General features: G+C 68.7%; 18 protein-coding genes. 7 read left to right on the top strand and 11 right to left on the bottom strand.

Annotation, left to right across the window (positions count from 1 at the left end):
• Window positions 1-104 precede the first annotated feature (104 nt).
• The 4 genes from rsmG (at window position 105) to ACZ6IM_RS22175 (ending at window position 4,208) form a co-directional block, all read left to right on the top strand.
• Window positions 105-824: a 16S rRNA (guanine(527)-N(7))-methyltransferase RsmG gene (rsmG, locus tag ACZ6IM_RS22190; protein WP_052836785.1), complete on the top strand. Its 720-nt coding sequence runs from the start codon at window positions 105-107 to the stop codon at window positions 822-824.
• Between the two features lie 261 nt (window positions 825-1,085).
• On the top strand, window positions 1,086-2,159 hold the full coding sequence (locus ACZ6IM_RS22185) for a ParA family protein (protein WP_469558681.1): 1,074 nt from the start codon (window positions 1,086-1,088) through the stop codon (window positions 2,157-2,159).
• A complete protein-coding gene (locus tag ACZ6IM_RS22180; RefSeq protein ID WP_052836787.1) occupies window positions 2,156-3,262 on the top strand; it encodes a ParB/RepB/Spo0J family partition protein in 1,107 nt (368 codons plus the stop codon). The genes ACZ6IM_RS22185 and ACZ6IM_RS22180 overlap by 4 nt, the downstream gene beginning before the upstream one ends.
• A 328-nt stretch (window positions 3,263-3,590) precedes the next feature.
• Complete coding sequence (locus ACZ6IM_RS22175; RefSeq protein WP_052836788.1) at window positions 3,591-4,208, top strand: GNAT family N-acetyltransferase; 618 nt, start codon at window positions 3,591-3,593, stop codon at window positions 4,206-4,208.
• A gap of 90 nt (window positions 4,209-4,298) precedes the next feature.
• Here ACZ6IM_RS22175 and trxA read toward each other — a convergent pair whose 3' ends face one another.
• The 7 genes from trxA to ACZ6IM_RS22140 form a co-directional block, all read right to left on the bottom strand.
• Entirely contained in the window at window positions 4,299-4,631 is a 333-nt protein-coding gene (gene trxA / locus ACZ6IM_RS22170) for a thioredoxin (RefSeq protein WP_003975042.1), read from the bottom strand.
• Between the two features lie 39 nt (window positions 4,632-4,670).
• Window positions 4,671-5,639, bottom strand: a complete 969-nt coding sequence (gene trxB / locus ACZ6IM_RS22165) for a thioredoxin-disulfide reductase (RefSeq protein WP_052836789.1) — start codon at window positions 5,637-5,639, stop codon at window positions 4,671-4,673.
• 161 nt (window positions 5,640-5,800) lie between these two features.
• A complete protein-coding gene (locus ACZ6IM_RS22160) occupies window positions 5,801-6,682 on the bottom strand; it encodes an anti-sigma factor family protein (protein ID WP_469558399.1) in 882 nt (293 codons plus the stop codon).
• 17 nt (window positions 6,683-6,699) lie between these two features.
• Window positions 6,700-7,425: an RNA polymerase sigma factor SigM gene (gene sigM, locus ACZ6IM_RS22155; protein ID WP_052836791.1), complete on the bottom strand. Its 726-nt coding sequence runs from the start codon at window positions 7,423-7,425 to the stop codon at window positions 6,700-6,702.
• A gap of 29 nt (window positions 7,426-7,454) precedes the next feature.
• Complete coding sequence (locus ACZ6IM_RS22150) at window positions 7,455-9,146, bottom strand: protein kinase family protein (RefSeq protein ID WP_052836792.1); 1,692 nt, start codon at window positions 9,144-9,146, stop codon at window positions 7,455-7,457.
• Window positions 9,147-9,285: 139 nt separating this feature from the next.
• Window positions 9,286-11,718, bottom strand: coding sequence for a murein biosynthesis integral membrane protein MurJ (gene murJ, locus ACZ6IM_RS22145; RefSeq protein ID WP_052836793.1), 2,433 nt, complete (start codon window positions 11,716-11,718; stop codon window positions 9,286-9,288).
• 44 nt (window positions 11,719-11,762) lie between these two features.
• Window positions 11,763-14,168, bottom strand: a complete 2,406-nt coding sequence (locus tag ACZ6IM_RS22140) for a DUF6049 family protein (RefSeq protein ID WP_469558394.1) — start codon at window positions 14,166-14,168, stop codon at window positions 11,763-11,765.
• A gap of 225 nt (window positions 14,169-14,393) precedes the next feature.
• On the opposite strand from ACZ6IM_RS22140, the gene ACZ6IM_RS22135 reads away from it, so the two are divergent.
• Window positions 14,394-15,839 carry a CCA tRNA nucleotidyltransferase gene (locus ACZ6IM_RS22135; RefSeq protein WP_052836795.1) on the top strand — a complete coding sequence of 482 codons (1,446 nt, stop codon included), beginning with the start codon at window positions 14,394-14,396 and terminating at the stop codon, window positions 15,837-15,839.
• A gap of 77 nt (window positions 15,840-15,916) precedes the next feature.
• Here ACZ6IM_RS22135 and ACZ6IM_RS22130 read toward each other — a convergent pair whose 3' ends face one another.
• The 4 genes from ACZ6IM_RS22130 to ACZ6IM_RS22115 form a co-directional block, all read right to left on the bottom strand.
• Complete coding sequence (locus ACZ6IM_RS22130) at window positions 15,917-16,444, bottom strand: LppU/SCO3897 family protein (RefSeq protein WP_469558391.1); 528 nt, start codon at window positions 16,442-16,444, stop codon at window positions 15,917-15,919.
• A 106-nt stretch (window positions 16,445-16,550) separates the two neighbouring features.
• Window positions 16,551-17,828, bottom strand: a complete 1,278-nt coding sequence (locus ACZ6IM_RS22125) for an MFS transporter (protein ID WP_052836797.1) — start codon at window positions 17,826-17,828, stop codon at window positions 16,551-16,553.
• Window positions 17,829-17,908: 80 nt separating this feature from the next.
• Window positions 17,909-18,991 carry an inositol-3-phosphate synthase gene (locus tag ACZ6IM_RS22120; protein ID WP_052836798.1) on the bottom strand — a complete coding sequence of 361 codons (1,083 nt, stop codon included), beginning with the start codon at window positions 18,989-18,991 and terminating at the stop codon, window positions 17,909-17,911.
• Between the two features lie 44 nt (window positions 18,992-19,035).
• Window positions 19,036-19,713 (bottom strand): PadR family transcriptional regulator, encoded by a 678-nt coding sequence (locus tag ACZ6IM_RS22115; RefSeq protein ID WP_052836799.1) that lies wholly within the window; start codon window positions 19,711-19,713, stop codon window positions 19,036-19,038.
• Between the two features lie 661 nt (window positions 19,714-20,374).
• Between ACZ6IM_RS22115 and ACZ6IM_RS22110 the strand changes: the two genes are divergently transcribed.
• Together ACZ6IM_RS22110 and ACZ6IM_RS22105 are read left to right on the top strand one after the other, a co-directional pair.
• Window positions 20,375-22,762, top strand: coding sequence for a transglycosylase domain-containing protein (locus ACZ6IM_RS22110; protein WP_052836800.1), 2,388 nt, complete (start codon window positions 20,375-20,377; stop codon window positions 22,760-22,762).
• A 124-nt stretch (window positions 22,763-22,886) separates the two neighbouring features.
• Complete coding sequence (locus ACZ6IM_RS22105) at window positions 22,887-24,395, top strand: glycosyltransferase 87 family protein (protein ID WP_052836801.1); 1,509 nt, start codon at window positions 22,887-22,889, stop codon at window positions 24,393-24,395.
• Window positions 24,396-24,458: the final 63 nt, after the last annotated feature.

Here is a 24,458-nt window from a genome sequence, read left to right as displayed (position 1 = left end):
CCCCGTCTGTTGCGCAGGCGGGGCCGAATTTTGTCAGCCTGATAGTTCTGGTGGTTCTGGTACCGACGCCCGGGGCGCCGGTGCCGTACGGAAGGACGGTCCCCGTGTCGGAGGCAGCGGAGCTCCCCCCTGTACCCGAGCAGGCACGTGACGTGTTCGGTGATCGCTACGCGGACGCGGTCCGCTACGCGGAACTGCTTGCCGAGGCGGGGGTGAAGCGCGGCCTGATCGGTCCGCGTGAAGTTCCCCGGCTCTGGGAGCGGCACCTGCTGAACTGCGCCGTGCTCTCCGAGGTCGTGCCCGAGGGAGTGACGGTGTGCGACGTCGGCTCGGGAGCCGGCCTTCCCGGGATCCCGCTGGCGCTGGTCCGGGAGGACCTGAAGATCACCCTTCTTGAGCCACTGCTGCGCCGCACGAATTTCCTCACCGAGGTCGTGGAGCTGCTGGGCCTGGATCATGTCACCGTCGTGCGCGGCCGGGCCGAGGAGGTCATGGGCAAGCTGCCGCCGGTACATGTGGTGACGGCCCGTGCCGTCGCTCCGCTGGACCGCCTCGCCACCTGGGGCATTCCGCTGCTGCGCCCGTACGGCGAGATGCTCGCTCTCAAGGGCGACACGGCCGAGGAAGAGCTGAAGGCGGCGACCGCTGCGCTGAGCAAGCTCGGTGCGGAGGAGACGTCCATCCTCCATGTCGGAGAGGGTGTCGTGGACCCCATGTCCACCGTGGTGCGGGTCGAGGTTGGCGAGAGCCCCGGTGGTGTGCGCTTCGCCGCCAAGCGAGCCAAGGCCGCCCGGACCGGACGGACACGCCGACGTCGCGGATAGCCCCGATGATCCGCCGTACTCCACACAAGCTGCCCTGCTTGCGTATGCCGGAGTGTCGCGGCAGCTAGGCGTCGGCTGCGCTGCATCGTGTTTCACGTGAAACGTCGCTCACTGTTGCACGGCATCATCAGCCGCGGCCGCGCCGCGGCTGACCCCCGCGACCGAAAGCCTCTCGGGTCGCTCGGAGAGGGTACGGAGTTGTCCACAGAGGTGGATTTCTCCACAGAAGACCAGGCCTCACTGGTTCATGACCCCGAAGGCATGGGAGGCTCTGTTCATTGCGAGCCTGAAGTCGAGGAGAGTGAATCCTTGCGGTCCGACGCCAATATCGCGGGACCGATGACCGATCCGGTCCCCGGTCCCCGTACCGAGTCGATGGGAGCGGATGTTTCACGTGAAACACCGCCTCCGATGGACGACACTCCGATCGGTCGTGCTGCCCAACTCGCGGTGGAGGCTCTGGGCCGCGCCGGCGAGGGGCTGCCGCGACCCGAGCAGACCCGGGTCATGGTCGTGGCCAACCAGAAGGGTGGTGTGGGCAAGACGACGACGACCGTCAATCTTGCCGCCTCACTCGCCCTGCACGGAGCGAGAGTCCTGGTCGTCGACCTCGACCCGCAGGGCAACGCCTCCACCGCGCTGGGTATCGACCATCACGCCGATGTCCCCTCCATCTACGACGTGCTGGTCGAGAGCCGACCGCTCTCGGAAGTGGTCCAGCCGGTCCCCGATGTCGAGGGCCTGTTCTGCGCGCCCGCCACGATCGATCTCGCCGGTGCGGAGATCGAACTGGTTTCTCTGGTCGCACGCGAGAGCCGTCTTCAGCGGGCGATCACGGCATATGAACAGCCGCTGGACTACATTCTCATCGACTGCCCGCCCTCCTTGGGTCTGCTGACCGTCAACGCCCTCGTTGCGGGCCAAGAGGTGCTGATCCCGATCCAGTGCGAGTACTACGCCCTGGAAGGGCTGGGACAGCTACTGCGTAACGTCGACCTGGTCCGGGGACATCTCAACCCCACGCTGCATGTGTCGACGATTCTCCTCACCATGTACGACGGGCGGACTCGGCTCGCGTCGCAGGTCGCGGACGAGGTGCGCAGCCACTTCGGCGAGGAGGTGCTGCGGACGAGCATTCCCCGTTCGGTCCGTATCTCCGAGGCCCCGAGCTACGGGCAGACGGTACTGACCTACGATCCAGGATCAAGTGGAGCCCTCTCCTATCTGGAGGCGGCCCGTGAGATCGCGCTGAGGGGTGTGGGCGTCAACTATGACGCGACCCACGCTCACCTCGGCGCCCAGAATGATCCGAACATGGTGGAGGGGATCCAGTGAGTGAGCGACGGAGGGGGTTGGGCCGTGGTCTGGGCGCACTGATCCCCAACGCCCCGACCGAGAAGTCGGTTGCCTCGGCGGCGCTGGGGACGGCGGCTTCCGCGTCCCCCGGGGCCATGCCGCTGCTGCCGAACGAGCGCGGAGTGGCTGCGGCGAAGGTGGCCACGCTGCCGCATGTTTCACGTGAAACGGAAGAGCCGACCGCGCTGCACGGCACGGAGGGCCTCCGGCCGCCCATGGGGGCGCACTTCGCCGAAGTCCCTCTCGACGCCATCACGCCGAACCCGAAGCAGCCACGCAAGGACTTCGACGACGACGCACTGGCCGAGCTGGTCACCTCCATCAGGGAGGTTGGCCTTCTCCAGCCGGTTGTCGTACGGCCGACGGAGCCCGGGCGCTATGAGCTCATCATGGGTGAGCGCCGCTTCCGTGCCTGCCGAGAGTTGGAACTGGACGCCATCCCGGCGATCGTGCGGGCGACGGAGGACGAGAAGCTCCTCCTGGACGCACTCCTGGAGAACCTGCACCGTGCTCAGCTGAACCCGCTGGAGGAGGCGTTCGCCTACGACCAGCTGCTGAAGGACTTCAACTGCACGCATGACCAGCTGGCGGACCGCATCGGTCGCTCCCGCCCGCAGGTGTCCAACACACTGCGTCTGCTGAAGCTTTCTCCGAAGGTGCAGAACCGGGTGGCCGCGGGTGTGCTCTCCGCGGGCCACGCGCGAGCCTTGCTGTCCGTGGACGACCCGGAGGAGCAGGATCGGCTGGCACATCGCATCGTGGCCGAAGGTCTCTCGGTGCGGTCGGTCGAGGAGATCGTGACCCTGATGGGTTCCCGGCCGCAGAAGCCGCAGCGAGCCAAGGGCCCGAGGGCCGGCTCTCTGGTGTCCCCGGCCCTCTCGGAGCTGGCGACGCGGCTGTCCGATCGCTTCGAGACCCGTGTGAAGGTCGACCTGGGACAGAAGAAGGGCAAGATCACCGTCGAGTTCGCCTCCATGGACGATCTTGAGCGGATCCTCGGAAGTCTCGCCCCCGGCGAAGGCCCCGTCCTGCAGAAGGGTCTTCTGGACGACGAGGACGAGGACGGCGACGCCGAGTCCTGATGCTCGGCAGCGGGAGCACCCAGGGGTGCTTCGGGTGCCTCAAGGGCGGGTCGTGTCCGGTGTATACCGGAACACGGTCCGCCCTTTGCTGTGCGTCGGTGTCGGGTCCACCGCATCGTGGATACGATGCGATCGAGATGGCGTTGTCACCTGGCAGTACCTCTGAGAGGAAGGCAGGGGCCATGCGAACGATGAGCCGCACCGGACTAGTGAGCGCGGGCTTGGGGCTGGGCGCGGTCGGTGGGTTCATCGGCAGCCTGCTCAGGGAACGGAGCGCTCTGACAGCCGCCCGCGACGCGGCAGGGGAAGGAAGCGAGGAACAGCCTTCATGGGGCGCCGGCTCGTACCGCTCACGCTGGACAACCTTCAGGACCTTCCCCAGCGCTGTCGCTCGTGCGTCTTCTGGGAACTGGACCCCGTCAGTGGCGAGGCCGCGGTAAAGGCGGGCACACCGGCCCTGGAGAAGGAATCATGGATCTCCGCCGTTCTGCTGGACTGGGGGTCGTGCGGGCGGGTGGTCTACGTCGATGACGTGCCGGTGGGCTACGTTCTCTACGCGCCTCCCGCGTATGTACCGCGCTCGGCTGCTTTCCCCACCAGTCCGGTTTCCTCTGACGCCGTCCAGCTGATGACCGCGTTCGTGATGCCGGGGTACCAGGGCCAGGGACTGGGCCGGGTGATGGTCCAGACGGTCGCCAAGGATCTACTGCGCCGTGGTTTCAAGGCAATCGAGGCGTTCGGGGATGCCCGCTGGAAGGAGCCTGCCTGTGTGCTGCCGGCGGACCATCTCCTGGCGGTGGGTTTCAAGACGGTCCGGCCGCATGCCCGGCATCCGCGACTGCGGCTGGATCTGAGGTCCACGCTCTCCTGGAAAGAAGACGTGGAGATGGCGCTGGACCGTCTGCTCGGCGCCGTTCAGAAGGAACCGGCGTTGCGTCCGCTGTAATGACGGCACCGGGGAGTGCACTCATCCAAATGGGCCGACCCGTCAGGGCCGGCCCATTCGTGTTTCACGTGAAACGTCAGTCGACGATCGTCAGTCGGCGATGAAGTCCTCGAGGTCGCGGACGATCGCGGCCTTCGGCTTCGCACCGACGATGGTCTTGGCGACCTCGCCGCCCTGGTAGACGTTGAGGGTCGGGATGGACATGACGCCGTACTTGGCAGCCGTACCCGGGTTCTCGTCGATGTTCAGCTTGACGATCTCGATCTTGTCGCCGTACTCGGCGGCAATCGCTTCGAGGGACGGCGCGATCTGACGGCACGGACCGCACCAGGCGGCCCAGAAGTCCACCAGGACGGGCTTGTCGTTCTTGAGGACGTCCTGCTCGAAGGAGTCGTCGGTCACATGCTTCAGGGTGCCGGCCACGGCGGGCTCCTTAACTGGTTGGTGCGGGGGATGGGGTGGTCAGACGGCGGTCTTCTCGGGCTCCGCCTTGTCCTCGTCACTGAGGGCGGCGAGGTAGCGCTCGGCGTCGAGAGCGGCGGAGCAGCCGGTGCCCGCAGCGGTGATCGCCTGTCGGTAGGTGTGGTCGACCACGTCGCCCGCCCCGAAGACACCCGTCAGATTGGTGCGGGTCGAGGGCGCGTCGACCTTCAGGTAGCCCTCCGGGTCCAGGTCGAGCTGGCCCTTGAAGAGCTCGGTGCGCGGGTCGTGGCCGATCGCGATGAACAGGCCGGTCACCGGAAGATCAGAGAGTTCGCCGGTCTTGACGTTGCGCAGCTTCAGACCCGCCAGCTTCTGCTCGCCCAGCACCTCGGCGACCTCGCTGTCCCAGACGAACGTGATCTTCGGGTCGGCGAAGGCACGCTCCTGCATCGCCTTGGAGGCGCGCAGGGTGTCCCGGCGGTGCACGATCGTCACGGACTTCGCGAAGCGGGAGAGGAACGTGGCCTCCTCCATCGCGGTGTCACCGCCGCCGATCACGGCGATGTCCTGGTCCTTGAAGAAGAAGCCGTCACAGGTCGCGCACCAGGAGACACCGCGGCCGGACAGCGCGTCCTCGTTCGGGAGACCGAGCTTGCGGTGCTGAGAACCAGTGGTGACGATGACGGCCTTGGCGCGGTGGACCGTTCCCGCGGTGTCGGTGACGGTCTTGATCTCACCGCTGAGGTCGACGGCCACGACATCATCCGGGATCAGCTCGGCACCGAAGCGCTCCGCCTGGGCGCGCATGTTGTCCATGAGCTCGGGACCCATGATGCCGTCCTGGAAGCCAGGGAAGTTCTCCACCTCGGTGGTGTTCATCAGTGCTCCGCCCGCGGTGACGGCTCCCTCGAACACCAGCGGCTTCAGCGACGCTCGCGCGGTGTAGAGCGCCGCCGTGTAGCCGGCGGGCCCGGAGCCGATGATGATCACGTTTCGGACGTCGCTCACGGCTTCATTCCTCGTCTCTGGACTGCGTCTTCAGGGCCGGGTGGAGCTGCACTCGGAACTCTCACCCCACCTAACGGATCCTACGGGGCGCGCATTCCCGCTGTGCCCGGGCACACGGCGTCAGGACCGGCCTGCCTTAAGAGGAGGGGTCCAGGGCGCTACTAGCGTGCGTAGGAATGCTTCAGAAGGATCTTGGCCTTGCCGACCGCGGGCTGATCCACACACGCCAACTCGACGATATAGGCGGTGACCCGGGTGTCGTGGGCGGCGTCGGGCAGTACCACCAGCAGTGCTTCCTTGCCCTGGTAGACGCCCGGTTCCGTGGCGATCACCGCGTCGTCGCGGCCGATTCCCTTCCGGATGCACTCCGGAACGGTCGGCTGCTTGAAGACATGGTTCTCGGTGGTCTCGCCACCGTTCTCGGACTCCATGCCGAAGCTGCGCGGGGTGCGGGACCCGTTCTGGGGGCTCCCGTCCGCGATGAGGGTGGACACCTTGTCCTTGAGCCGACCCTCGGAGAAGGTGTCCGCGAGTGCGGTCTGCTGCTCGTGGGCGGTGTCGCCGGAGGGACTCTCCCCGGTGAGTGAGGACACGATGACCGAGCCGAGCCCGATGGCGGCAGCGGCGGCCACCGCGCCGAGTACGGCGATCCTGCGTCGCCCGCCTCGGCGGTCCTTGCGGCCGGGACCGGTGGAGGAGGAGCGAGCGTGCCCGGCGGGACGGTCGGCCGGTGCCGATGTTTCACGTGAAACACGCGCGCCGTCGCTGCGGGGCCCGTCGCCCGCGGGCTGTGGTTCCCGGGTGGTGGTGTCCGGTAGCGGCTCGGCTGCCAGTGCGGCGTCAATGCGGGCGGCCACGTCGTCCGGCATGCGCTCTGGCCCAGGCAGAGTGCCGAGCAGCCCTTGGATCTCCCCCAGCGACGCGTAGACGTCCGCGCAGAGCGCGCAGTGCTCCAGGTGCTGCCGTACGTCGGCGGTCCGTGCGTCCGGGAGGATGCCTTCGGCGAGGTCGGCGATCTCCGCAACGTCAGGGTGCCCGGTCATGTCTGTCGTCGACGACGTCACGCTCGTCCACCTCCGCCCTTCACTGCGGTCGAATCGCTCGGCCCTGTTTCCGTCGGCTTCGCTTCCGACGGTCCCGCTGCGGGTGGGACGGATGCCCCCTGCGTCCGGTTCCGCTCCGGGCCGGGCTTCCTGCCCTCGCCACTGCCGTCCGGGCGCAGGTGGGTGAGCAGCGGCAGGAGTCTGGCTCTGCCCCGGGCGCATCGGCTCTTGATCGTTCCGGCCGGTACGTCGAGGACACGGGCGGCCTCCGCGACGGGATAGCCCTGCATGTCGACGAGTACGAGAGCGGCCCGCTGGTCGGCCGGCAGGGTACCCAGGGCCTCCAGCAGCTGGCGGTGCAGATCATTGCGCTCGGCGGGAGCGGAGGCCGACTCGTGCGGCTCCAGAAGCTGCTCCAGGCGTTCGGTGTCATCGACGGGCGCGGTCTTCCGCGAGGCCGCCTTTCTGGCACGGTCGAGACAGGCGTTCACCGTGATCCGGTGCAGCCAGGTCGTGACGGCTGCCTGACCGCGGAAGGTGTGGGCGGCCCGGTAGGCGGAGACGAGCGCGTCCTGGACGGCATCGGCGGCCTCCTCACGATCCCCCAGCGTTCGCAGGGCCACTGCCCACAGACGGTCCCGGTGCCGCCGCACGAGCTCACCGAAGGCATCGGGGTCGCCTTCGACGTGGCGGGCGAGGAGGTCCTGGTCGGTCACTCCGTCACATCCGGCGCCCTCCGCCATCGGATCCTCCCCTCTGCGGCCGACGACCCTCAGCTGGTCACCTTGATGTCGGCGACACGGCCCCGGAACTGCCCGTCCGTCACCGGAAGCTTGGTCAACCAGACCAGAAGGTAGCGGGTGCGAAGTGCCTTGTCCGGCTTGAGCTCCACAGACGTGCCGTTCGCCTCGGTGACCTTCGTGTAGCCCTCAAAGGACTGCGGCTCCGAGTCCGTGTCTCCGCCGGCGCGGAGTTCCACCGAGGTGTCCCCACCGAACGAGACGGCCACCTTGCCGACCTGTTGCACCTTGCCGAGATCGACCACGATGCCCACGCCCGGCTTCAGCCGGCCGAAGTCGGCGCTCGCGTAGTGGCTCGTCTGCCAGTAGGAGGCGGGGTCGCCGTCGTAGGCCTTGCCGACGTTCTCCGGGTACTCGGAGCCGTCGGACCCGAACGGGTCGAAGTCATGTGCTCCCGCGATGGCGATCGGCTGGCTGGCCGGCTGCTTCGGGCTCTTGTCGTTGTCGCCGTCCACCGTCTGCGTCTTGTTCGGGTCGTCCGCCTTGCCGCCCCGTTCCATGAGGGCGTCCGCGAGCTGCCAGCTTCCGAGACCGAGCGCGGCGATCAGCAGGGCCGAGACGCTCCACTTCAGGGCCTTGCCGGTACGGCTCTGCAGCGGGGGCGGCGGCGTCGGCACCGGCTGGGTGACACCGGGACGCGGTGCCGGGCGGCCGTACGCGCCCTGCTGGTAGGCCGTGCGCTGGTACTGGGGCGGTGCGGTGTACGCCGGCTCCGGCGGGCGGATGCGCGGCATCTCGCCGATCGCCTTCACCAGTTCCTCCGGCGTGGTGCACGGGGACTCATGACGGGAGGCGGTGGCGCCGTCGTTGGCCAGCGCCCGCATCGCCAGTTCGGACAGGCCGCGGTGGACACCGGCCCGCACCTGGTCCGGCGGGATCAGCCCGATGTCCTTGGGCAGCCCCGCCAGGCCGTACGCGTCGTTCTCGTACGGCCAGCGCTGGGTGAGCGTGGCGTACAGCAGGGCGCCGATGGCCTCGGTGTCGGTGCGCTGCGGAGTGTCGGAACTGATGCCGCGCAGCGCGGCGTTGACGGCGAGCCCGCGGATCCGCCACTGGCCCGTCGACGTACGCAGCACGGCGTTGGGGTTGAGACGCAGATGGGCGAGGCCCTCGCGGTGGGCGGCCGCCATGGCCGACGCGACCTGAGTGACCATCTGGTAGGCGTCGTAGACCTCCAGCGGTCCGGAGGCGAGGAGCGCGGTCAGCTCGGTGGCATCGGGGAGCCACTCGTGCACGACGTAGACGAGGTCGTTGTCCTCGACGGCATCCAGTACCTGGACGAAGCGGGGGTCGCCGAGCAGGGCGGACGAGCGTGCCGCCGCCAGCACGGACCGGGCTCGCGCGTGGTCCGCCGGGAGGAGGTGGACTCCCACGGCGCGGCGCAGCTTCTCGTCGACGGCCCGCCAGCTGCTGAAGCCGTCCAGACGGGTGACGCACTCCTCGAGGCGGTAGCGTCTGGCGAGCTTGTGCCCGCTGTGCAGATCGGGAGACGAGGCCTTGCCGGATACCTCGCTCGTGGGGTTCCCCTGTGCCTCGTCGCTGTCCGTGTCCCGCTCCCGGTTGTTGGCCACCCCGTCGGCCGTGGACTGGTCCGCCTGTGCGGTCAGCGGCTCATCGCCGCCGTTGTCTGCCACGTCGACGGCAGCTGTGCTCCGTTCCGCCACCGTCGTTCCTGCCTCCCCAATCCGTGCGCGTCGGCCGAGTCCCGATCCGCGCGTCCGACGCCGAACCCAATTGTGCCCACAGTCCGCCGCTATGCACGACACACAGCGGCGGACGATGGTTGTGCGCCTACCCCGGGTCTCAGCGTCCCAGGCGTCCGCGCACCATGCCGACCAGAGAGTTGACTTCCTCGATGCGCATGCGGCGGGCGGCGACGAAGAAGACCCCGAACAGCAGCACCCCGCCGGCCAGCAGCGCGGCGAACGATCCCAAGACGCCCTGTCCGAGCGCGCGGCTGATCGCGTAGCAGGCGGCGCCACTGAGCAGGGCGGCCGGTACGGATGCGATGCACAGCCGGGCGTAGGTCCGCAGCACCCGGGCACCGTCCAGGTCCCCGCCCAGCCGCTTGCGCAGCCTGCGCCAGGCGATGCCCACGCCGATCACATAGGCCAGGCCGTAGCTGGCCGCCATGCCGACGACGGCCCAGCGCGAGGGCAGCAGGAGGTAACACAGGCCCGAGGCGGCGGCGTTGACCACGGCCACGATGACGGTGTTGTAGAAGGGCGTCCGGGTGTCCTCGTAGGCGTAGAAGGCGCGCAGGACGACGTACTGCACGGAGTACGGGATGAGACCGAGGCCGAAGGCCATCAGCATGTAGCCCATGTTGGTGGCTTCGCTGGTGCCCGAGGAGCCGAACATCAGCGTGCACATCGGGATGCCGAGCGCGACGAAGCCAAAGGAGACGGGAACGATCGCCACGGCCGTCGTGCGCAGGCCCTGCGAGATGTCGTCCCGGACCGCTCCCCCGTCCTCCTCCGATGCCGAGCGTGAGATACGGGGCAGCAGGGCGGCCATCAGCGAGACCGTGATGATGGCCTGCGGCAGTCCCCAGATCAGCTGTGCGTTGGCATAGGCCGCGAAGCCGGTGCCGTCGACGGGCGAGGCCTTGCCCGCCGCGGTGGAGAGCTGGATGACGATCATGGCGCCCGCCTGGTTGGCCAGAACGAACAGGACCGTCCACTTGGCGAGGGTGACGGCCTTGCCCAGCCCGTGTCCCCTCCAGTCGAAGCGCAGCCGGAGCCGGAAGCCCGTCTCCCGCAGGTAGGGAATCATGGCCAGGGACTGCACGATGAGGCCCAGCAGCACCCCGATGCCGAGCAGACGCTCGCCCTCCGGCGGGATGCTCGTCACCTTCATCCCCGAGCTTTCCGCGGTGCCGTAGACCCAGATGAACATCCCGAGGGTCACGATGATGACGATGTTGTTCAGGACCGGAGTCCACATCATCGCGCCGAACCTGCCGCGGGCGTTGAGGACCTGCCCCATCACCACGTGCAGACCCATGAAGAAGATGGACGGCAGGAAGTAGCGGACGAACGTGATGCCGACCTCGTTGGCGGCCGGGTCACTGGCGACGGGGTTGGACAGCAGCCGGATCAGCAGGGGCGCGGCGAAGACCGTGATCACCGTCAGCGCGCCCAGCGCAACCATGACGAGGGTCAGGAGACGGTTGGCGTAGGCCTCGCCCCCGTCCTCGTCGTCCTTCATGGCGCGGACGAGCTGCGGAACGAAGACCGAGTTGAGGCCGCCGCCGACGGTGAGGATGTAGATCATCGTGGGCAACTGGTAGGCGACCTGGAAAGTGTCGCCGAGCAGCCCGACGCCCAGAGCCGAGACGATCAGCGCCGACCGGATGAACCCGGTGAGCCGCGACACCATCGTGCCCGCCGCCATCACGGCGCTCGACTTCAGCAGGCCCCCCGCGCGCCCGCCCTTCTTGGGCGCGGCCGGGGTGGCTGCGGGCGCGGGCTCCTGGAGCGGAGCCTCGGCCGCCTCGGGCGTGGGTGCCATCGCGTACTGGCCGGGTGCGGGCGCCGCGTGTTGTCCGTGCGCCGGAGCGTTCCCGTACTGCCCCTGTGCCGGAGCGGGATCGCCGTACTGGCCGTGTGCCGGAGCGTTCCCGTACGGGCCGGGCCCCTGGTGCCCGCCGTACTGCCCCGGGGCCGGCGTCGTGCCGTACTGCCCCGGCCCCGTCGGACCGCCGTACGGTCCCGGCGCCGGGGCCGGGGCGGGCACGGCCGCCTGGTCGTCGTACGAGGGGTGGCCGCCGCCCTGCTGCTGGTCGCGGAAGAGGTGCGCGAAGGCGTCCGGCTCGTGACGCTGCTCACCGGCCTGGCCGACCAGGTCGTCGACGCCCACGAACTGGGTGGTCCGAGGGTCGTCGCCGTACGGCAGGTACTGCGTCGGGCCCTCCGGTTCGGGGGCCGGGGGCGGGGCCCAGACGCGGGGGTCGGGGGCGTAGGGCGACTGGGAGGGCTGGGAGTACAGCGGCTGCTGAGGCGGGTAGGTGCCCGGGGGCGGAGGGGGATGCGCGGCGCGGTCGTAGAGCGCCTCGGTGACCGGGTCCTGGGCGGAGAGGTCCTGCGCCCGGTAGGGATCCTGGTCGTAGGCGTCCTGGAGGTACATGTCCGCGGGCTGCTGCGGCGGCGTCTGTCCGGGATCCGGCGGCGGACCCTGGGGGTGACCCGAGCCGTCCACGGCCTGACCGCGGTCACCGTCGTACGGCGCGTTCATGGTTACCCCACCTCATCGTCCCGGGCCGACCGGCCACGACATCCTCAACGGTCCACTCTCTCACCCGTGCCGGACGGGTCGGTGCTTTCCGCTGCGGTGTCCGGTGTCGGGTCACTCGGCTGCTCGGGGTCGCCTGCCCGGGCCGGTGCCGCGGACTCCTCCCTGAGACGCCCCTCGGGCCCCTCCGGGTTCTCCGGGCCGTTCTCGGAGTCGTCCGAGGCCTCCGGCTCATCGGAGTCGCCGTCCTCGCCCTTCTCGGCGGCACGGGCCGCGGCACGCTTGCGCTGCGTGTACATCCGGAACCCGGCGAGGACGAGCAGCAGGACGCCGCCGCCGATGACGAGCATCACCGTGGCCGTGATCTCGGTGACCTTCACGTCGAAGGTGACGGGCTCGCCGTACGGCCGCCCGTCCTTCGTGTACAGCTGGGCGATCACCGTCGCCCGGCCGTTGGCGTTGGCCGACGTGGTGAACTTCACCGACTGGCTGTGGCCGCCGGAGACCGAGATCGGCTGCTCCTCGTAGTCGGCGCCGTCGATCTCGAGACGGGTCGGATTCATCGAGGTGAGCCGCAGGACCAGAGGCCCCACGTCCTGCACGAGGTTGTTCTGGACCGTGACCGGGATCGTGGCGCTGCGGCCGGAGAGCTTCGTCTCCGACTTGTCGATCAGTCTGACCCGGCCGGCCAGTCCGTCGAGGTACGACTTCACTCCGGCGCGGAACGACTGCGCCTCGGCGGCCCGGCCGCGCCACGACACGGACATCTCCCGGTTCAGGGCGCGTCCGAAGGGGGTCACCACCCGGGACGGGTCCGAGAGCACGACCTTGAAGCTGTCCAGCGCGTCCTGCGTCCGCGCGCTCTCCACGAAGGCCGACCGGGGCAGCTCCTTCTTGCGCAGCGCCGACGGGTAGGAGGAGGTTCCCGGGATCTTGGTAGTGGCGTCCGGGTCCGGCTTGGCCGCGGAGGCCTCCGTCAGCTTCTGGGACTGGGACCAGGTGCCGCTCTGGAGGGCCCGCAGCCCCTCGGCCATCGCCCGTGCCTGACTCCCGGTGGGTGTCCGCTGGGGGGCGATGACGACGCTGCGCTGCTTGCCGGTCTGCAGACCCAGGCCCAGGCTCTGGGCGAGGAAGCGCTGCACGGCGAGCGTGGACGCGGACGCGTTCGTCAGGTCGCCCTCGAAGGCCGTGGACATCCGGGCGTCCGCCACGACGGCCGTGGTGCCGCCGCCGATGGGACGGGCGGCGGACGGTGTGTAGGAGAGGCCGTTGGTCTCCTGGAGGCTGTCGCTGCGCGCGATCACCTTGTCGGCGCCCGCGGAGGTGGCGACCTTGACGATCGAGCGGTCGACCGCGCCGTCCACGGGCCAGGCGAAGTCGGTGTTCGGCTTCACATGGAGGATCGGCTCGACCGTGTTGTCGACGACGTCCGTCGCGTCCTTGAGCTGACTCAGCGAACCGGTGACATCCGTGCCGTTGTGGGCCAGGGACGCCAGGTCGGGGTCGGCGAACGGAAGGGCGACGACCTCCTTGTCGGCCACCGCGTCCTGCAGGTCGGCCAGCCACTGCTTGGCGACCGCCTGCTGAGTGCCGGCGGTGGTCTTGTCCCCGTCCCGGACGCGGTAGCTGCCCGTCATGGCGTCGACGGAGGCCAGCAGGTCCGGATCGACCACCCAGGTGATGTCGAGGTCCTTGCCCAGTGCCACCATCTGGTTCAGGCGGCCGCCGGGGGAGATCTCCTTCGCCAGGTCGTTGTTGAGGAAGACCGGGGTCTGCTCCTCGTTGGGTCCCGTCTCGGCGGCCATGTGCGTCGTCGAGACAAGTGGCCACAGCGCCGTGGTCTTGGTCCGGGTGTCGGCCTCGTCGGGCTGCCACGGCAGGAAGGTCCGCTGGATGCCGAGGATCTGCTCCCACGGCTGCGCGGAGGTCTCACCGGACAGCGAGACGGCGAATTCGTAGACGCCGTCGTTGCCGAGGTTCAGATCGTCGACCGGCACGGAGATGTTGAAGTGCTCGGCGACACCGGGGGCGAGCTTGGAGAACTTCTCGGTGTACTTGTCGTCGATCTCCGGGGAGATGGAACCCTGGAGATCGTCGCTGTCCTTGGCGATCGCGTCGACCGAAGAACGGGTGTCCACCGGTGGGCCCACGCGCAGGCCCACATGGGCGTCGGTGACGGCCTGCTTGCCGCGGTTGGTCACGGTGCCCGACACGGTCACCGTGTCCCCGTCCGTGGGCGCGGAGGGGGTGAGCGAGTCGACGGCCACGGCCACCGAACCCGAGTCGGATTCGGTCAGGGCGGCGGTCGCCTCTTCGGCGTGCGCCGCGCCGGCGGCGGGCAGCTGGACCAGGCCGGCCAGCAGCGGCGCCCCGGCGAGCAGTGCCGTGGTGCGCCGCAGCCACCGGCGGGCAGGTGAGGCACTGGTCCCCTGGAAGTCTGCCGCCTCGGCCACGCGCTCGCCCGTCCCTCGTCGTGATCAGTGGTCGTCGGAATGTGCGTCCACGCATGGTAACGATGTGCGCCGAGGGGAAGTGCCGCGGAGTACGCCACAAGATCCGCGGCCGGGCCGGGCTTCCCGCTATGTGCGTCTATAAAGGGAGCGGTACGGAAGCGGGGGATTCGGTGCGCGATCAAACGGGGCGCCTGTCTCCGCCCGGGCCACGTACCCTGTTCTGTTGTGCCCAACGCCAACGAAGTCAGCCCCAGCGCCCTGAGCCAGGAGCAGCAGCGCACGGTGAGTGAGCCGCTGCGGATCGCCCCTGTCGCCGACGATCTCGCCCGCCGCTTCCAGGAGGCCGGGTTCTCGCTCGCCCTGGTCGGCGGCTCGGTCCGGGACGCCTTGCTCGGGCGGCTCGGCAACGACCTGGACTTCACGACCGACGCCCGCCCCCAGGACGTACTGAAGATCATGCGTCCCTGGGCGGACGCGGTCTGGGAGGTCGGGATCGCCTTCGGCACGGTTGGGGGGCAGAAGGACGGCTGGCAGATCGAGGTGACCACCTACCGGTCGGAAGCGTACGACCGCACCTCGCGCAAGCCCGAGGTGTCCTACGGGGACTCCATCGAGGAGGACCTCGTCCGGCGTGACTTCACGGTGAACGCGATGGCCGTCGCGCTTCCGGAGAAGGCGTTCATCGACCCGCACGGCGGACTCGACGACCTCGCGGCCCGCGTGCTGCGCACCCCCGGAACCCCCGAGGACTCGTTCTCGGACGACCCGCTCCGGATGATGCGGGCCGCGCGCTTCGCCGCACAGCTCGACTTCGAGGTGGCGCCGGAGGTCGTCAAGGCCATGCACGACATGGCCGGGCGCATCGACATCGTCTCCGCCGAACGGGTCCGGGACGAGCTGAACAAGCTCATCCTCTCCCCCCACCCGCGCAAGGGACTGAGTCTGCTGGTGGAGACGGGCCTCGCCGAGCGGGTCCTGCCCGAGCTGCCGGCCCTGCGGCTGGAGCGTGACGAGCACCACCGGCACAAGGACGTCTACGACCACACACTCATCGTCCTGGAGCAGGCGATGGCCCTGGAGAGCGAGGGGCCCGACCTCACCCTCCGGCTGGCCGCGCTGCTCCACGACATCGGCAAGCCGCGCACCCGTCGCTTCGAGAAGGACGGCAGGGTCTCGTTCCACCACCACGAGGTGGTCGGGGCCAAGATGACGAAGAAGCGCATGATCGCGCTCAAGTACTCCAACGAGCTGGTGAAGGACGTCTCGCGCCTGGTCGAGCTGCATCTGCGCTTCCACGGCTACGGCACGGGTGAGTGGACGGACTCCGCGGTCCGCCGCTACGTCCGGGACGCAGGACCGCTGCTCGACCGTCTCCACAAGCTGACGCGGTCGGACTGCACGACGCGGAACAAGCGCAAGGCCGCGGCCCTCTCCCGTGCGTACGACGGCCTGGAGGAACGGATCGCGCAGCTTCAGCAGCAGGAGGAGCTGGACGCGATCCGTCCGGACCTGGACGGCAACCAGATCATGGAGATCCTCGGCATCCGCCCCGGGCCGGCCGTCGGGCAGGCGTACAAGCACCTGCTGGAGCTTCGCCTGGAACACGGGCCGATGGAGTACGACGCGGCGGTGGCGGCGCTGAAGGAGTGGTGGGCCGTTCAGGCGTCGTGACCCGGAGGTGACGGACAGGCGAAGGGGCGATGTTTCACGTGAAACATCGCTGCCCCTTCGCCGTGTGAGACTGCGCCCTACTTGTCCTTCAGGCAGAGCAGGAAGTCACTGCCGCTGCCGCTCTCGGTGTAGGAGTACTGGAAGTCCTTGGCCGCTTCCGTGCACTTGCTCTCAGCGGTGAGAGCGGAGTAGGACCCCTTGATCTTCGCCAGCACCACGTACTGGGCCTTCGAGTCGCCGCAGTCGACGACCTCGAGGTCCGGGTCGGTGTCGCTGGTGCTGCCGCGGTGCATGCAGTCGCCGACCGCGGCCGTGTCGGCGTCGTCCCGACTGGCGATGTAACCGCCGACCGCGACACCCACGACGACCACCGCGATGACGATGTTCTTGATCGTCTTGAAGCTCGGCTTGCGGCGGGCCGGCTGCGGCGGCACCGGAGCGTACGGGGCACCCTGCTGCGGAAAACCGGGCTGACCGGGCTGGCCGGCCTGCTGCGGGAAGCCCGGCTGCCCCTGGGCGTAGGGGTTCTGCCCCTGGGGCTGCTGCGGAGCCTGCGGCTGGTTCTGCGCGAACGGGTTGCCCTGAGGCGGCGGCTGGGTGGTCACTGGGGGTCCCCCTGAAATAGATGCGTGTCGCGGACATGCCGCGAGATAAGACGCACGTAAGCTACCGGGTCCCACTGACAACTCCGTAGCCCGGTGGGGCTCTGTGTCACTGATGTGACAGTTGCCGGCTCTCAAACCGGGCCATAGCTGCCGCAACCACTCCGTAGATCACGGAGACTGTCAGGACCAGCGGTACCGACCGGCCGTCGGGCGGCAGCATGAGCGCGGCCACCCCGGCCGCGCCGACGAAGGCCACGTTGAACAGGACGTCGTAGACGGAGAAGATCCGGCCCCGGAAGCTGTCGTCGACCGAGGACTGCACGACCGTGTCGGTCGCGATCTTCGCCCCCTGTGTGGTCAGGCCCAACACGAACGCGGCGGCGAGCAGGGGCGCCGTGGCGAACGGCAGGCCCAGCGCCGGCACCAGCACGGTGGCGACCGCCGCGCACACGGCCATCCAGCGGCCGGGCCCCAGCCGTCCCGCCGCCCAGGGGGTGACCACCGCCGCCGCGAAGAAGCCCGCCCCGGAGACCCCCAGCGCCAGCCCCAGCAAGGCGAGCCCCTCCTCCGTGTCCGAGGTCAGGGAGTACCGGCACAGCATCAACAGCATGACCAGCAGGGCGCCGTAGCAGAACCGCATCAGCGTCATGCCCGCGAGCGCCCAGGTCGCTTCCCGGCGGGCGGGTGCCGCGAGGTGGCGTACGCCCGCCACCAGGTCGCGGGCGGCGCCGGTGAGCGCCGAGGCCAGCCTGGGCGGTACGCGAGCCGGGTCGGGACCGAGCAGTTCCACGGCGATCCGCAGCGACGCCAGTGCCCCGCACAGGTAGAGGGTGGCGCCGAGCAGCACCACGGCGGCGTCGGAGTCCGAGACCACGAGGCGCACGACGAAGGCGAGGCCGCCGCCCGCGGTGGCGGCCAGGGTGCCGGCTGTCGGGGAGAGCGAGTTGGCGATCACCAGGCGATCGGCGTCGACCACCCGGGGCAGCGCGGCGGACAGGCCCGCGAGGACGAAGCGGTTGACGGCCGTGACGCAGAGCGCCGAGACGTAGAAGAGCCAGTCGGGGACGGAAGCGATCATCAGCACCGCGGTCACCGAGGCCAGCCCGGCGCGCAGCAGATTGCCGTACAGGAAGACCTGACGGCGGCGCCAGCGGTCCAGGAGGACCCCGGCGAAGGGGCCCACCAGGGAGTAGGGGAGCAGCAGCACCGCCATCGCGGAGGCGATCGCGGCGGGCGAGGTCTGTTTCTCCGGCGAGAAGACGACGTAGGTGGCGAGCGCGACCTGGTAGACGCCGTCGGCCCCCTGGGAGAGCAGGCGGACGGCGAGCAGGCGCCGGAACCCCTTCAGGCGCAGCAGGACGCGCAGGTCACGGACGACGGCCATGGGGCACAGCCTCACATACGGGAAAGGTCCCCGGGTCATGCGACCCGGGGACCCCTCGGCAGACCGGGGTCAGCGGCTGCTCAGCGCTCGACCTCGCCCGCGATGAACTTCTCGACGTTGGCGCGGGCCTCGTCGTCGAAGTACTGAACCGGCGGGGACTTCATGAAGTAGCTCGACGCCGACAGGATCGGACCGCCGATGCCGCGGTCCTTGGCGATCTTCGCGGCGCGCAGGGCGTCGATGATGACACCGGCCGAGTTCGGCGAGTCCCAGACCTCGAGCTTGTACTCCAGGTTCAGCGGGACGTCACCGAAGGCGCGGCCCTCGAGGCGGACGTAGGCCCACTTGCGGTCGTCCAGCCAGGCGACGTAGTCGGACGGGCCGATGTGGACGTTGTCCGCACCCAGGTCGCGGTCGGGGATCTGGGAGGTGACGGCCTGCGTCTTGGAGATCTTCTTGGACTCCAGGCGCTCGCGCTCGAGCATGTTCTTGAAGTCCATGTTGCCGCCGACGTTCAGCTGCATCGTGCGGTCCAGGACGACGCCCCGGTCCTCGAACAGCTTCGCCATGACGCGGTGCGTGATGGTGGCGCCGACCTGCGACTTGATGTCGTCGCCGACGATCGGGACGCCCGCCTCGGTGAACTTGTCGGCCCACTCCTTGGTGCCGGCGATGAAGACCGGAAGGGCGTTGACGAAGGCGACCTTGGCGTCGATGGCGCACTGGGCGTAGTACTTCGCCGCGGCCTCGGAACCCACGGGCAGGTAGCAGACGAGCACGTCGACCTGCTTGTCCTTGAGGACCTGGACGATGTCGACCGGCGCCTCGTCGGACTCCTCGATGGTCTGGCGGTAGTACTTGCCCAGACCGTCGTACGTGTGGCCGCGCTGGACCTGGACGCCGCTGTTCGGCACGTCGCAGATCTTGATGGTGTTGTTCTCGGAGGCGCCGATGGCGTCCGCGAGATCCAGGCCGACCTTCTTGGCGTCCACGTCGAAGGCGGCGACGAACTCGATGTCACTGACGTGGTAGTCGCCGAACTGGACGTGCATCAGGCCGGGGACCTTGGCCGCCGGGTCGGCGTCCTTGTAGTACTCGACGCCCTGCACCAGCGATGCGGCGCAGTTGCCCACACCGACGATGGCTACGCGAACCGAACCCATTCCGGTTGCTCCCTGTGTGTACGAGTGAGGCCCTGACTGGGCGCTCACGTGGCGGTGTCGCCGGGCGTATCCGGTCGGGGGTCGTCCCCCGGCCGGGGCAGGCCGCCCGTCGCTCCAGATGTCGTGTCCTGTTGAGCGGTCCCCTCGGCGGCGGAACCCCTCAGGTCCCGCCCCGCCCGCTCGCTCTCGATGAGCTCGTTCAGCCAGCGCACTTCGCGCTCCACGGACTCCATTCCGTGGCGCTGCAGCTCAAGCGTGTAGTCGTCGAGTCGCTCCCGGGTGCGGGCCAGTGAGGACCGCATCTTCTCCAGGCGCTCCTCCAGCCGGCTGCGCCGGCCCTCGAGCACGCGCATGCGTACGTCTCGCGACGTCTGGCCGAAGAACGCGAAGCGAGCGGCGAAGGTCTCGTCCTCGTACGCGTCCGGGCCCGTCTGGGAGAGGAGCTGCTCGAAATGTTCCTTACCGTCGGCCGTCAACCGGTAGACGATCTTGGCGCGGCGTCCCGTGAGGGAAGCGGCGGCCTCGCCGACGTTCCCAGGTTCCTCGATCAACCAGCCGTTGGCGACCAGCGTCTTGAGGCAGGGGTAGAGCGTCCCGTAGCTGAACGCCCGGAACACACCCAGTGACGTGTTGAGCCGTTTGCGCAGCTCGTAGCCGTGCATCGGGGACTCGCGGAGCAGGCCGAGTACGGCGAACTCGAGGATGCCGGATCTCCGGCTCATCGTCGCCTCCTCTCGCCCTTATGCCGCGCTGATGTATCGACTCGATACATCAGCACGATAGAACGAGCTTCTGCGTGCGACAAGGGGGGAACTGGTGAACGGGGTCACATCAGGGTTTCATCGCGAGCAAGTTGCCTGATTTGAGGTGAACTTCGGGCCGCGGGGGTTTTGACGGTGCGTAGTGTGTGCGCCATGCAGACCACCGGGAACCGAGTGACGTCTGGGGGCGTCCCTGTCCCCGGTGCAGTACGGGTGAATGCGGAAGGGGCCGCATCCGTACTTCGGGGGGACCGGAAACCAGCCGCCTTTACCAGGCGCGCAAAGGTGCGCCTGCCCGAGGAGTAGTCGTTCGATGAGCGAGCACCGTCGCAAACCGCCGCAGCCGCAGGGAGGCGGACGTGCCGCGGCCCGACGTGGTCAGTCCGGCTCGTCCTCCGGCCGCCGTGCGGCACCGCGAGGCGCCACAGGGTCTCCGTCCGGCTCGTACGGTCCGGACGAGGAGCAGCGGCCGTACGCGAGTCGCGCCGAAGCCCGGCGCGCGGCACAGCGGAACGGGGGCGGCCGTCGCAGAGCGGCCGAGCCGGGCCGTGGCCGGCGAGGGGCACCCGGCGGCTCGGCAGGGCCTGGACGAGGACGAGCCGCGGCGCCCGGCAAGAAGCGGATGATCGACTACCCGCGCCACGACAAGGACGGGTGGCACCGCTGGGTGCCGTCCTGGAGGCTCGTCTCCGGGCTGTGCATCGCGTTCTTCGGCTGCTTGGTCGGTGCCGCCGGTCTCGCGTACGCCATGGTGAGCGTGCCAGTCGTCGACGATTCCGCCACGGCGCAGAACAACGTCTACTACTGGGCCGACAACACCCAGATGGTGGCCACGGGCGGTGACCGCAACCGTCAGAACGTCAATCTCTCGCAGATCCCCAAGGCGATGCGCAACGCCGTGATCTCGCAGGAGAACAAGACGTTCTACTCCGACAGCGGCGTCGACCCCAAGGGCATCGCCCGTGCCGTGTTCAACATGGCCAAGGGCGGCGAGACGCAGGGTGGCTCCACCATCACCCAGCAGTACGTGAAGAACGCGATGCTCAACGACCAGTCGCAGACGATCTCCCGCAAGGTCAAGGAGATCTTCGTATCGATCAAGGTCGGCGCCGAGGAGCCGAAGGACAAGATCCTCGAGGGCTACCTGAACTCCGCCTACTACGGCCGCGGCGCCTACGGCATCCAGGCCGCCGCACGGGCGTACTTCAACGTCGACGCCGTCGACCTCAACCCGGGACAGTGTGCCTTCCTGTCGGCGGTGCTCAAGGGCGCCACCTACTACGACCCGGCGGGATCGGTCTCGATCGATCCGGTGGGAGCCACGCCCGAGGCCAACAGGAAGCGGGCCCACTCCCAGATGCAGGACACCCTCGACAAGATGGTGGAATACGGGCATCTGAGTCAGACGGAACGGGCCAAGTACACCGAGCTCCCCGCCACCCAGAACCCGCAGTCGAACGCGAAGCTGGGCGGCCAGATCGGCTACCTCGTCAGGCTCGCGAAGTCTTCCGTGCTCAAGAGCGGCAAGGTCACGGAGCAGCAGCTGGAGAAGGGCGGCTACTCGATCTACACGACCTTCGAGAAGAAGAAGGTCGACGAGCTCGAGAAGGCGGTCCAGAAGGTCTACAAGGAGAAGATCGACCCCAAGAAGCGCCCCAAGACGGACACCCACGTCCAGTTCGGCGGTGCGTCCATCGACACCCAGACCGGGGCGATCAAGGCCATCTACGGGGGCGAGGACGCCACCAAGCACTTCACCAACAACGCCGACGTGACCGGTGCCCAGGTCGGTTCGACCTTCAAGCCGTTCGTGCTCGCGGCCGCGATGAAGTGGGGTGTGCGCGACCCGGACCTCGGTGAGGTCCAGGCGCAGGACGAGCGCACGGTCGTCTCTCCGAAGAGCCTCTACAGCGGCAAGAACGACCTCAAGATCAATAACTACGACGGGTCGATCTGGGAGAACGAGAAGGGCGAGCAGTGGCGGCAGGAGAACGACGGTCAGGACAACGTCGGTAGCCCGCCGGACTACAAGATCGACCTCCGTGAGGCCATGCGGGAGTCGGTGAACTCCGCCTTCGTGCAGCTCGGCATGGACGTCGGCCTGGACAAGGTGAAGGAGTCCGCCGTCGACGCCGGGCTCCTGGAGGACAGCCTGGCCGGCTCCGGCTATCCGTCCTTCTCCATCGGTGTCTCGGACCCGAGCGCCATCCGCATGGCCGGCGCGTACGCCACCTTCGCCGACAGCGGTAAGCAGCGCGAGCCGTACTCCGTCACGAAGGTGACGAACAAGGACGGCACGATCTTCACGCACAAGGTCGAGGAGAAGCAGGCATTCACCGCGAAGGTCGCCGACAACGTCACGGACGTCCTGAAGACAGTCGTCGAGAAGGGAACGGGTAAGAACGCCAGGCTCCCCGGTCGTGAGGTGGCCGGCAAGACCGGTACCACCGACGGCAACAAGTCCGCCTGGTTCGTCGGCTACACCCCGCAGCTGTCGACCGCGATCAGCATGTACCGCTACCCGGACGACGAGACCATCAAGAACCGCACGTTCCTGGAGATGTTCGGAACCGGTGGCGAGAAGAAGATCCACGGTGCCTCCTTCCCGTCCACGATCTGGCAGGACTACATGTCCGATGCGGTCAAGAACATGAAGGTGGAGAAGTTCCCGAAGCCGGAGCCCATCGGCGAGGTCATCAACGACACCCCGCCGCCGACTCCCACGCCCTCCCCCTCGCCCTCCGCTTCCAAGACCAAGGAGACCAGCCCGTCACCGTCGCCGTCGCCCAGCGACACCGGGCCCAGTCCTTCCCCCTCCGTGACCGAGACCTGCGGTGTCTGGGACTGGAACTGCGACGACGGGAACAACGCCGGCAACAACAACGGCGGCAGCGGCCCAGGTGGCTCGGAGGGCAGCGGATCGCCATCACCGTCGGCCACCGAGACGGAGGGAGACGGCGGCAACAACGGAAACAGCCGGGGCAACACCATCTTGGGCCCGAACGGCTAGCCAGGCCGGAGTCGCTGCGAATGGGCGTTTCACGTGAAACGCCCGCACGTTTCACGTGAAACAGGGGCCGCCGCATCCACGAGGGTGCGGCGGCCCCGGCGTGTTCCCAGGTACGTACGGCAGGATGTGCCCCATGCCCAGTGCAGAATCGACGCCAGCGAGCGTGCACGAGCCGGACCCGGTACGGCCGACCAGGGAGGACACGGTCGCTGCGGCCGGCAGCGAGCTGATCGGCGGCCCGCTGGGCCGACGCGCCCTGCTCGGCACGTCCTGGTGGACCCCCGTGCGGGTGATCGCGCTCGTGTCGATCGGCATGTTCGCCCTAGGACTGGTCCAGAAGGCACCCTGCTACAACGGCGCGTGGTTCTTCGGAGCCAGCTCCCAGTACACGCACGCGTGCTACTCGGACATCCCGCACCTCTACCAGGGCCGCGGGTTCGTCGACGGACTCGTGCCGTACTTCGACAAGCTCCCCGGCGACATGGAGTACCTGGAGTATCCCGTCCTGACCGGCCTGTTCATGGAGGTCGCGTCCTGGCTCACGCCGGGCAGCGGCACCATCCAGGACCAGGAGCAGTGGTACTGGATGGTCAACGCCGGGATGCTCATGGTCTGTGCGGCCGTGATCGCCGTCTGCGTGACCCGGACGCACACCCGACGCCCTTGGGACGGTCTGCTGGTCGCTCTGGCCCCCGCCTTCGCGCTGACCGCCACCGTCAACTGGGATCTGCTGGCGGTCGCCCTGACGGCCGCCGCCGTCCTCATGTGGTCCCGGGAGCGTCCGCTGGCCTTCGGCGTGCTGCTGGGCCTGGCCACGGCCGCCAAGCTCTACCCCTTCCTGATCCTCGGCCCCCTGCTCGTCCTGTGCTGGCGTGCGGGCAAATGGCGGGCGTTCGGGGCAGCGCTGGGAGGGGCGGCCGGCGCCTGGCTCGTGGTGAACCTGCCGGTGATGCTCTTCGCCTTCGACGGTTGGTCGAAGTTCTACACGTTCAGTCAGGAACGCGGCGTGGACTTCGGGTCCTTCTGGCTGATCCTGGGGCAGAACTCCGACAACCCGCTCAGCACCGAGACCGTCAACACCCTCGCCACGCTGCTCATGCTGCTGTGCTGCGGCGCCGTCGCGGCGCTCACACTGACCGCACCCCGGCGCCCGCGCTTCGCCCAGCTGGCCTTCCTGATCGTCGCGGCGTTCATTCTCACCAACAAGGTCTACTCGCCGCAGTACGTGCTCTGGCTGGTGCCGCTGGCCGCGCTGGCCCGGCCGAAGTGGCGGGACTTCCTGATCTGGCAGGCCTGCGAGGTGGCCTACTTCCTCGGCATCTGGATGTACCTCGCGTACACGACCAGCGGCGACGCCCACAAGGGCCTGCCGACGGACGGCTACCACTGGGCCATCGGCCTGCACCTGCTGGGAACGCTGTTCCTCTGCGCCATGGTGGTGCGCGACATCCTGATGCCGGACCGGGACCCGGTCCGACGCACGGGCGACGACGATCCGTCGGGCGGTGTGCTGGACGGCGCGGAGGACGTCTTCGTCCTGGGCCCCGCGGCCCGGACCGAGCAGCCCGCGGCCCACTTCGAAGGGCCACCGGTGCACTGGGGCAAGAGCCGGCAGCCGAACGGTTCGATCTGAGCCAACGAGTGAAAGGGCCGTACACGAGGGTCAGGAAGACGTCGTGTACGGCCTTGTCGCGGG

The organism is Streptomyces sp. NPDC042336 (assembly GCF_055581985.1).
The sequence above is the reverse complement of the archived record's forward strand: the minus strand, read 5'-3'. Positions and strand labels throughout refer to the sequence as shown.

Excerpts from the sequence above, each read along its gene's own strand:
- ACZ6IM_RS22185 (WP_469558681.1), top strand. The coding sequence starts at position 1,086 with ATGGGAGGCTCTGTTCATTGCGAGCCTGAAGTCGAGGAGAGTGAATCC.
- ACZ6IM_RS22175 (WP_052836788.1), top strand. The coding sequence starts at position 3,591 with ATGGGGCGCCGGCTCGTACCGCTCACGCTGGACAACCTTCAGGACCTT.
- ACZ6IM_RS22160 (WP_469558399.1), bottom strand. The coding sequence starts at position 6,682 with ATGACCGGGCACCCTGACGTTGCGGAGATCGCCGACCTCGCCGAAGGC.
- sigM (WP_052836791.1), bottom strand. The coding sequence starts at position 7,425 with ATGGCGGAGGGCGCCGGATGTGACGGAGTGACCGACCAGGACCTCCTC.
- murJ (WP_052836793.1), bottom strand. The coding sequence starts at position 11,718 with ATGAACGCGCCGTACGACGGTGACCGCGGTCAGGCCGTGGACGGCTCG.
- ACZ6IM_RS22125 (WP_052836797.1), bottom strand. The coding sequence starts at position 17,828 with ATGGCCGTCGTCCGTGACCTGCGCGTCCTGCTGCGCCTGAAGGGGTTC.
- ACZ6IM_RS22120 (WP_052836798.1), bottom strand. The coding sequence starts at position 18,991 with ATGGGTTCGGTTCGCGTAGCCATCGTCGGTGTGGGCAACTGCGCCGCA.
- ACZ6IM_RS22115 (WP_052836799.1), bottom strand. The coding sequence starts at position 19,713 with ATGAGCCGGAGATCCGGCATCCTCGAGTTCGCCGTACTCGGCCTGCTC.
- ACZ6IM_RS22110 (WP_052836800.1), top strand. The coding sequence starts at position 20,375 with ATGATCGACTACCCGCGCCACGACAAGGACGGGTGGCACCGCTGGGTG.
- ACZ6IM_RS22105 (WP_052836801.1), top strand. The coding sequence starts at position 22,887 with ATGTGCCCCATGCCCAGTGCAGAATCGACGCCAGCGAGCGTGCACGAG.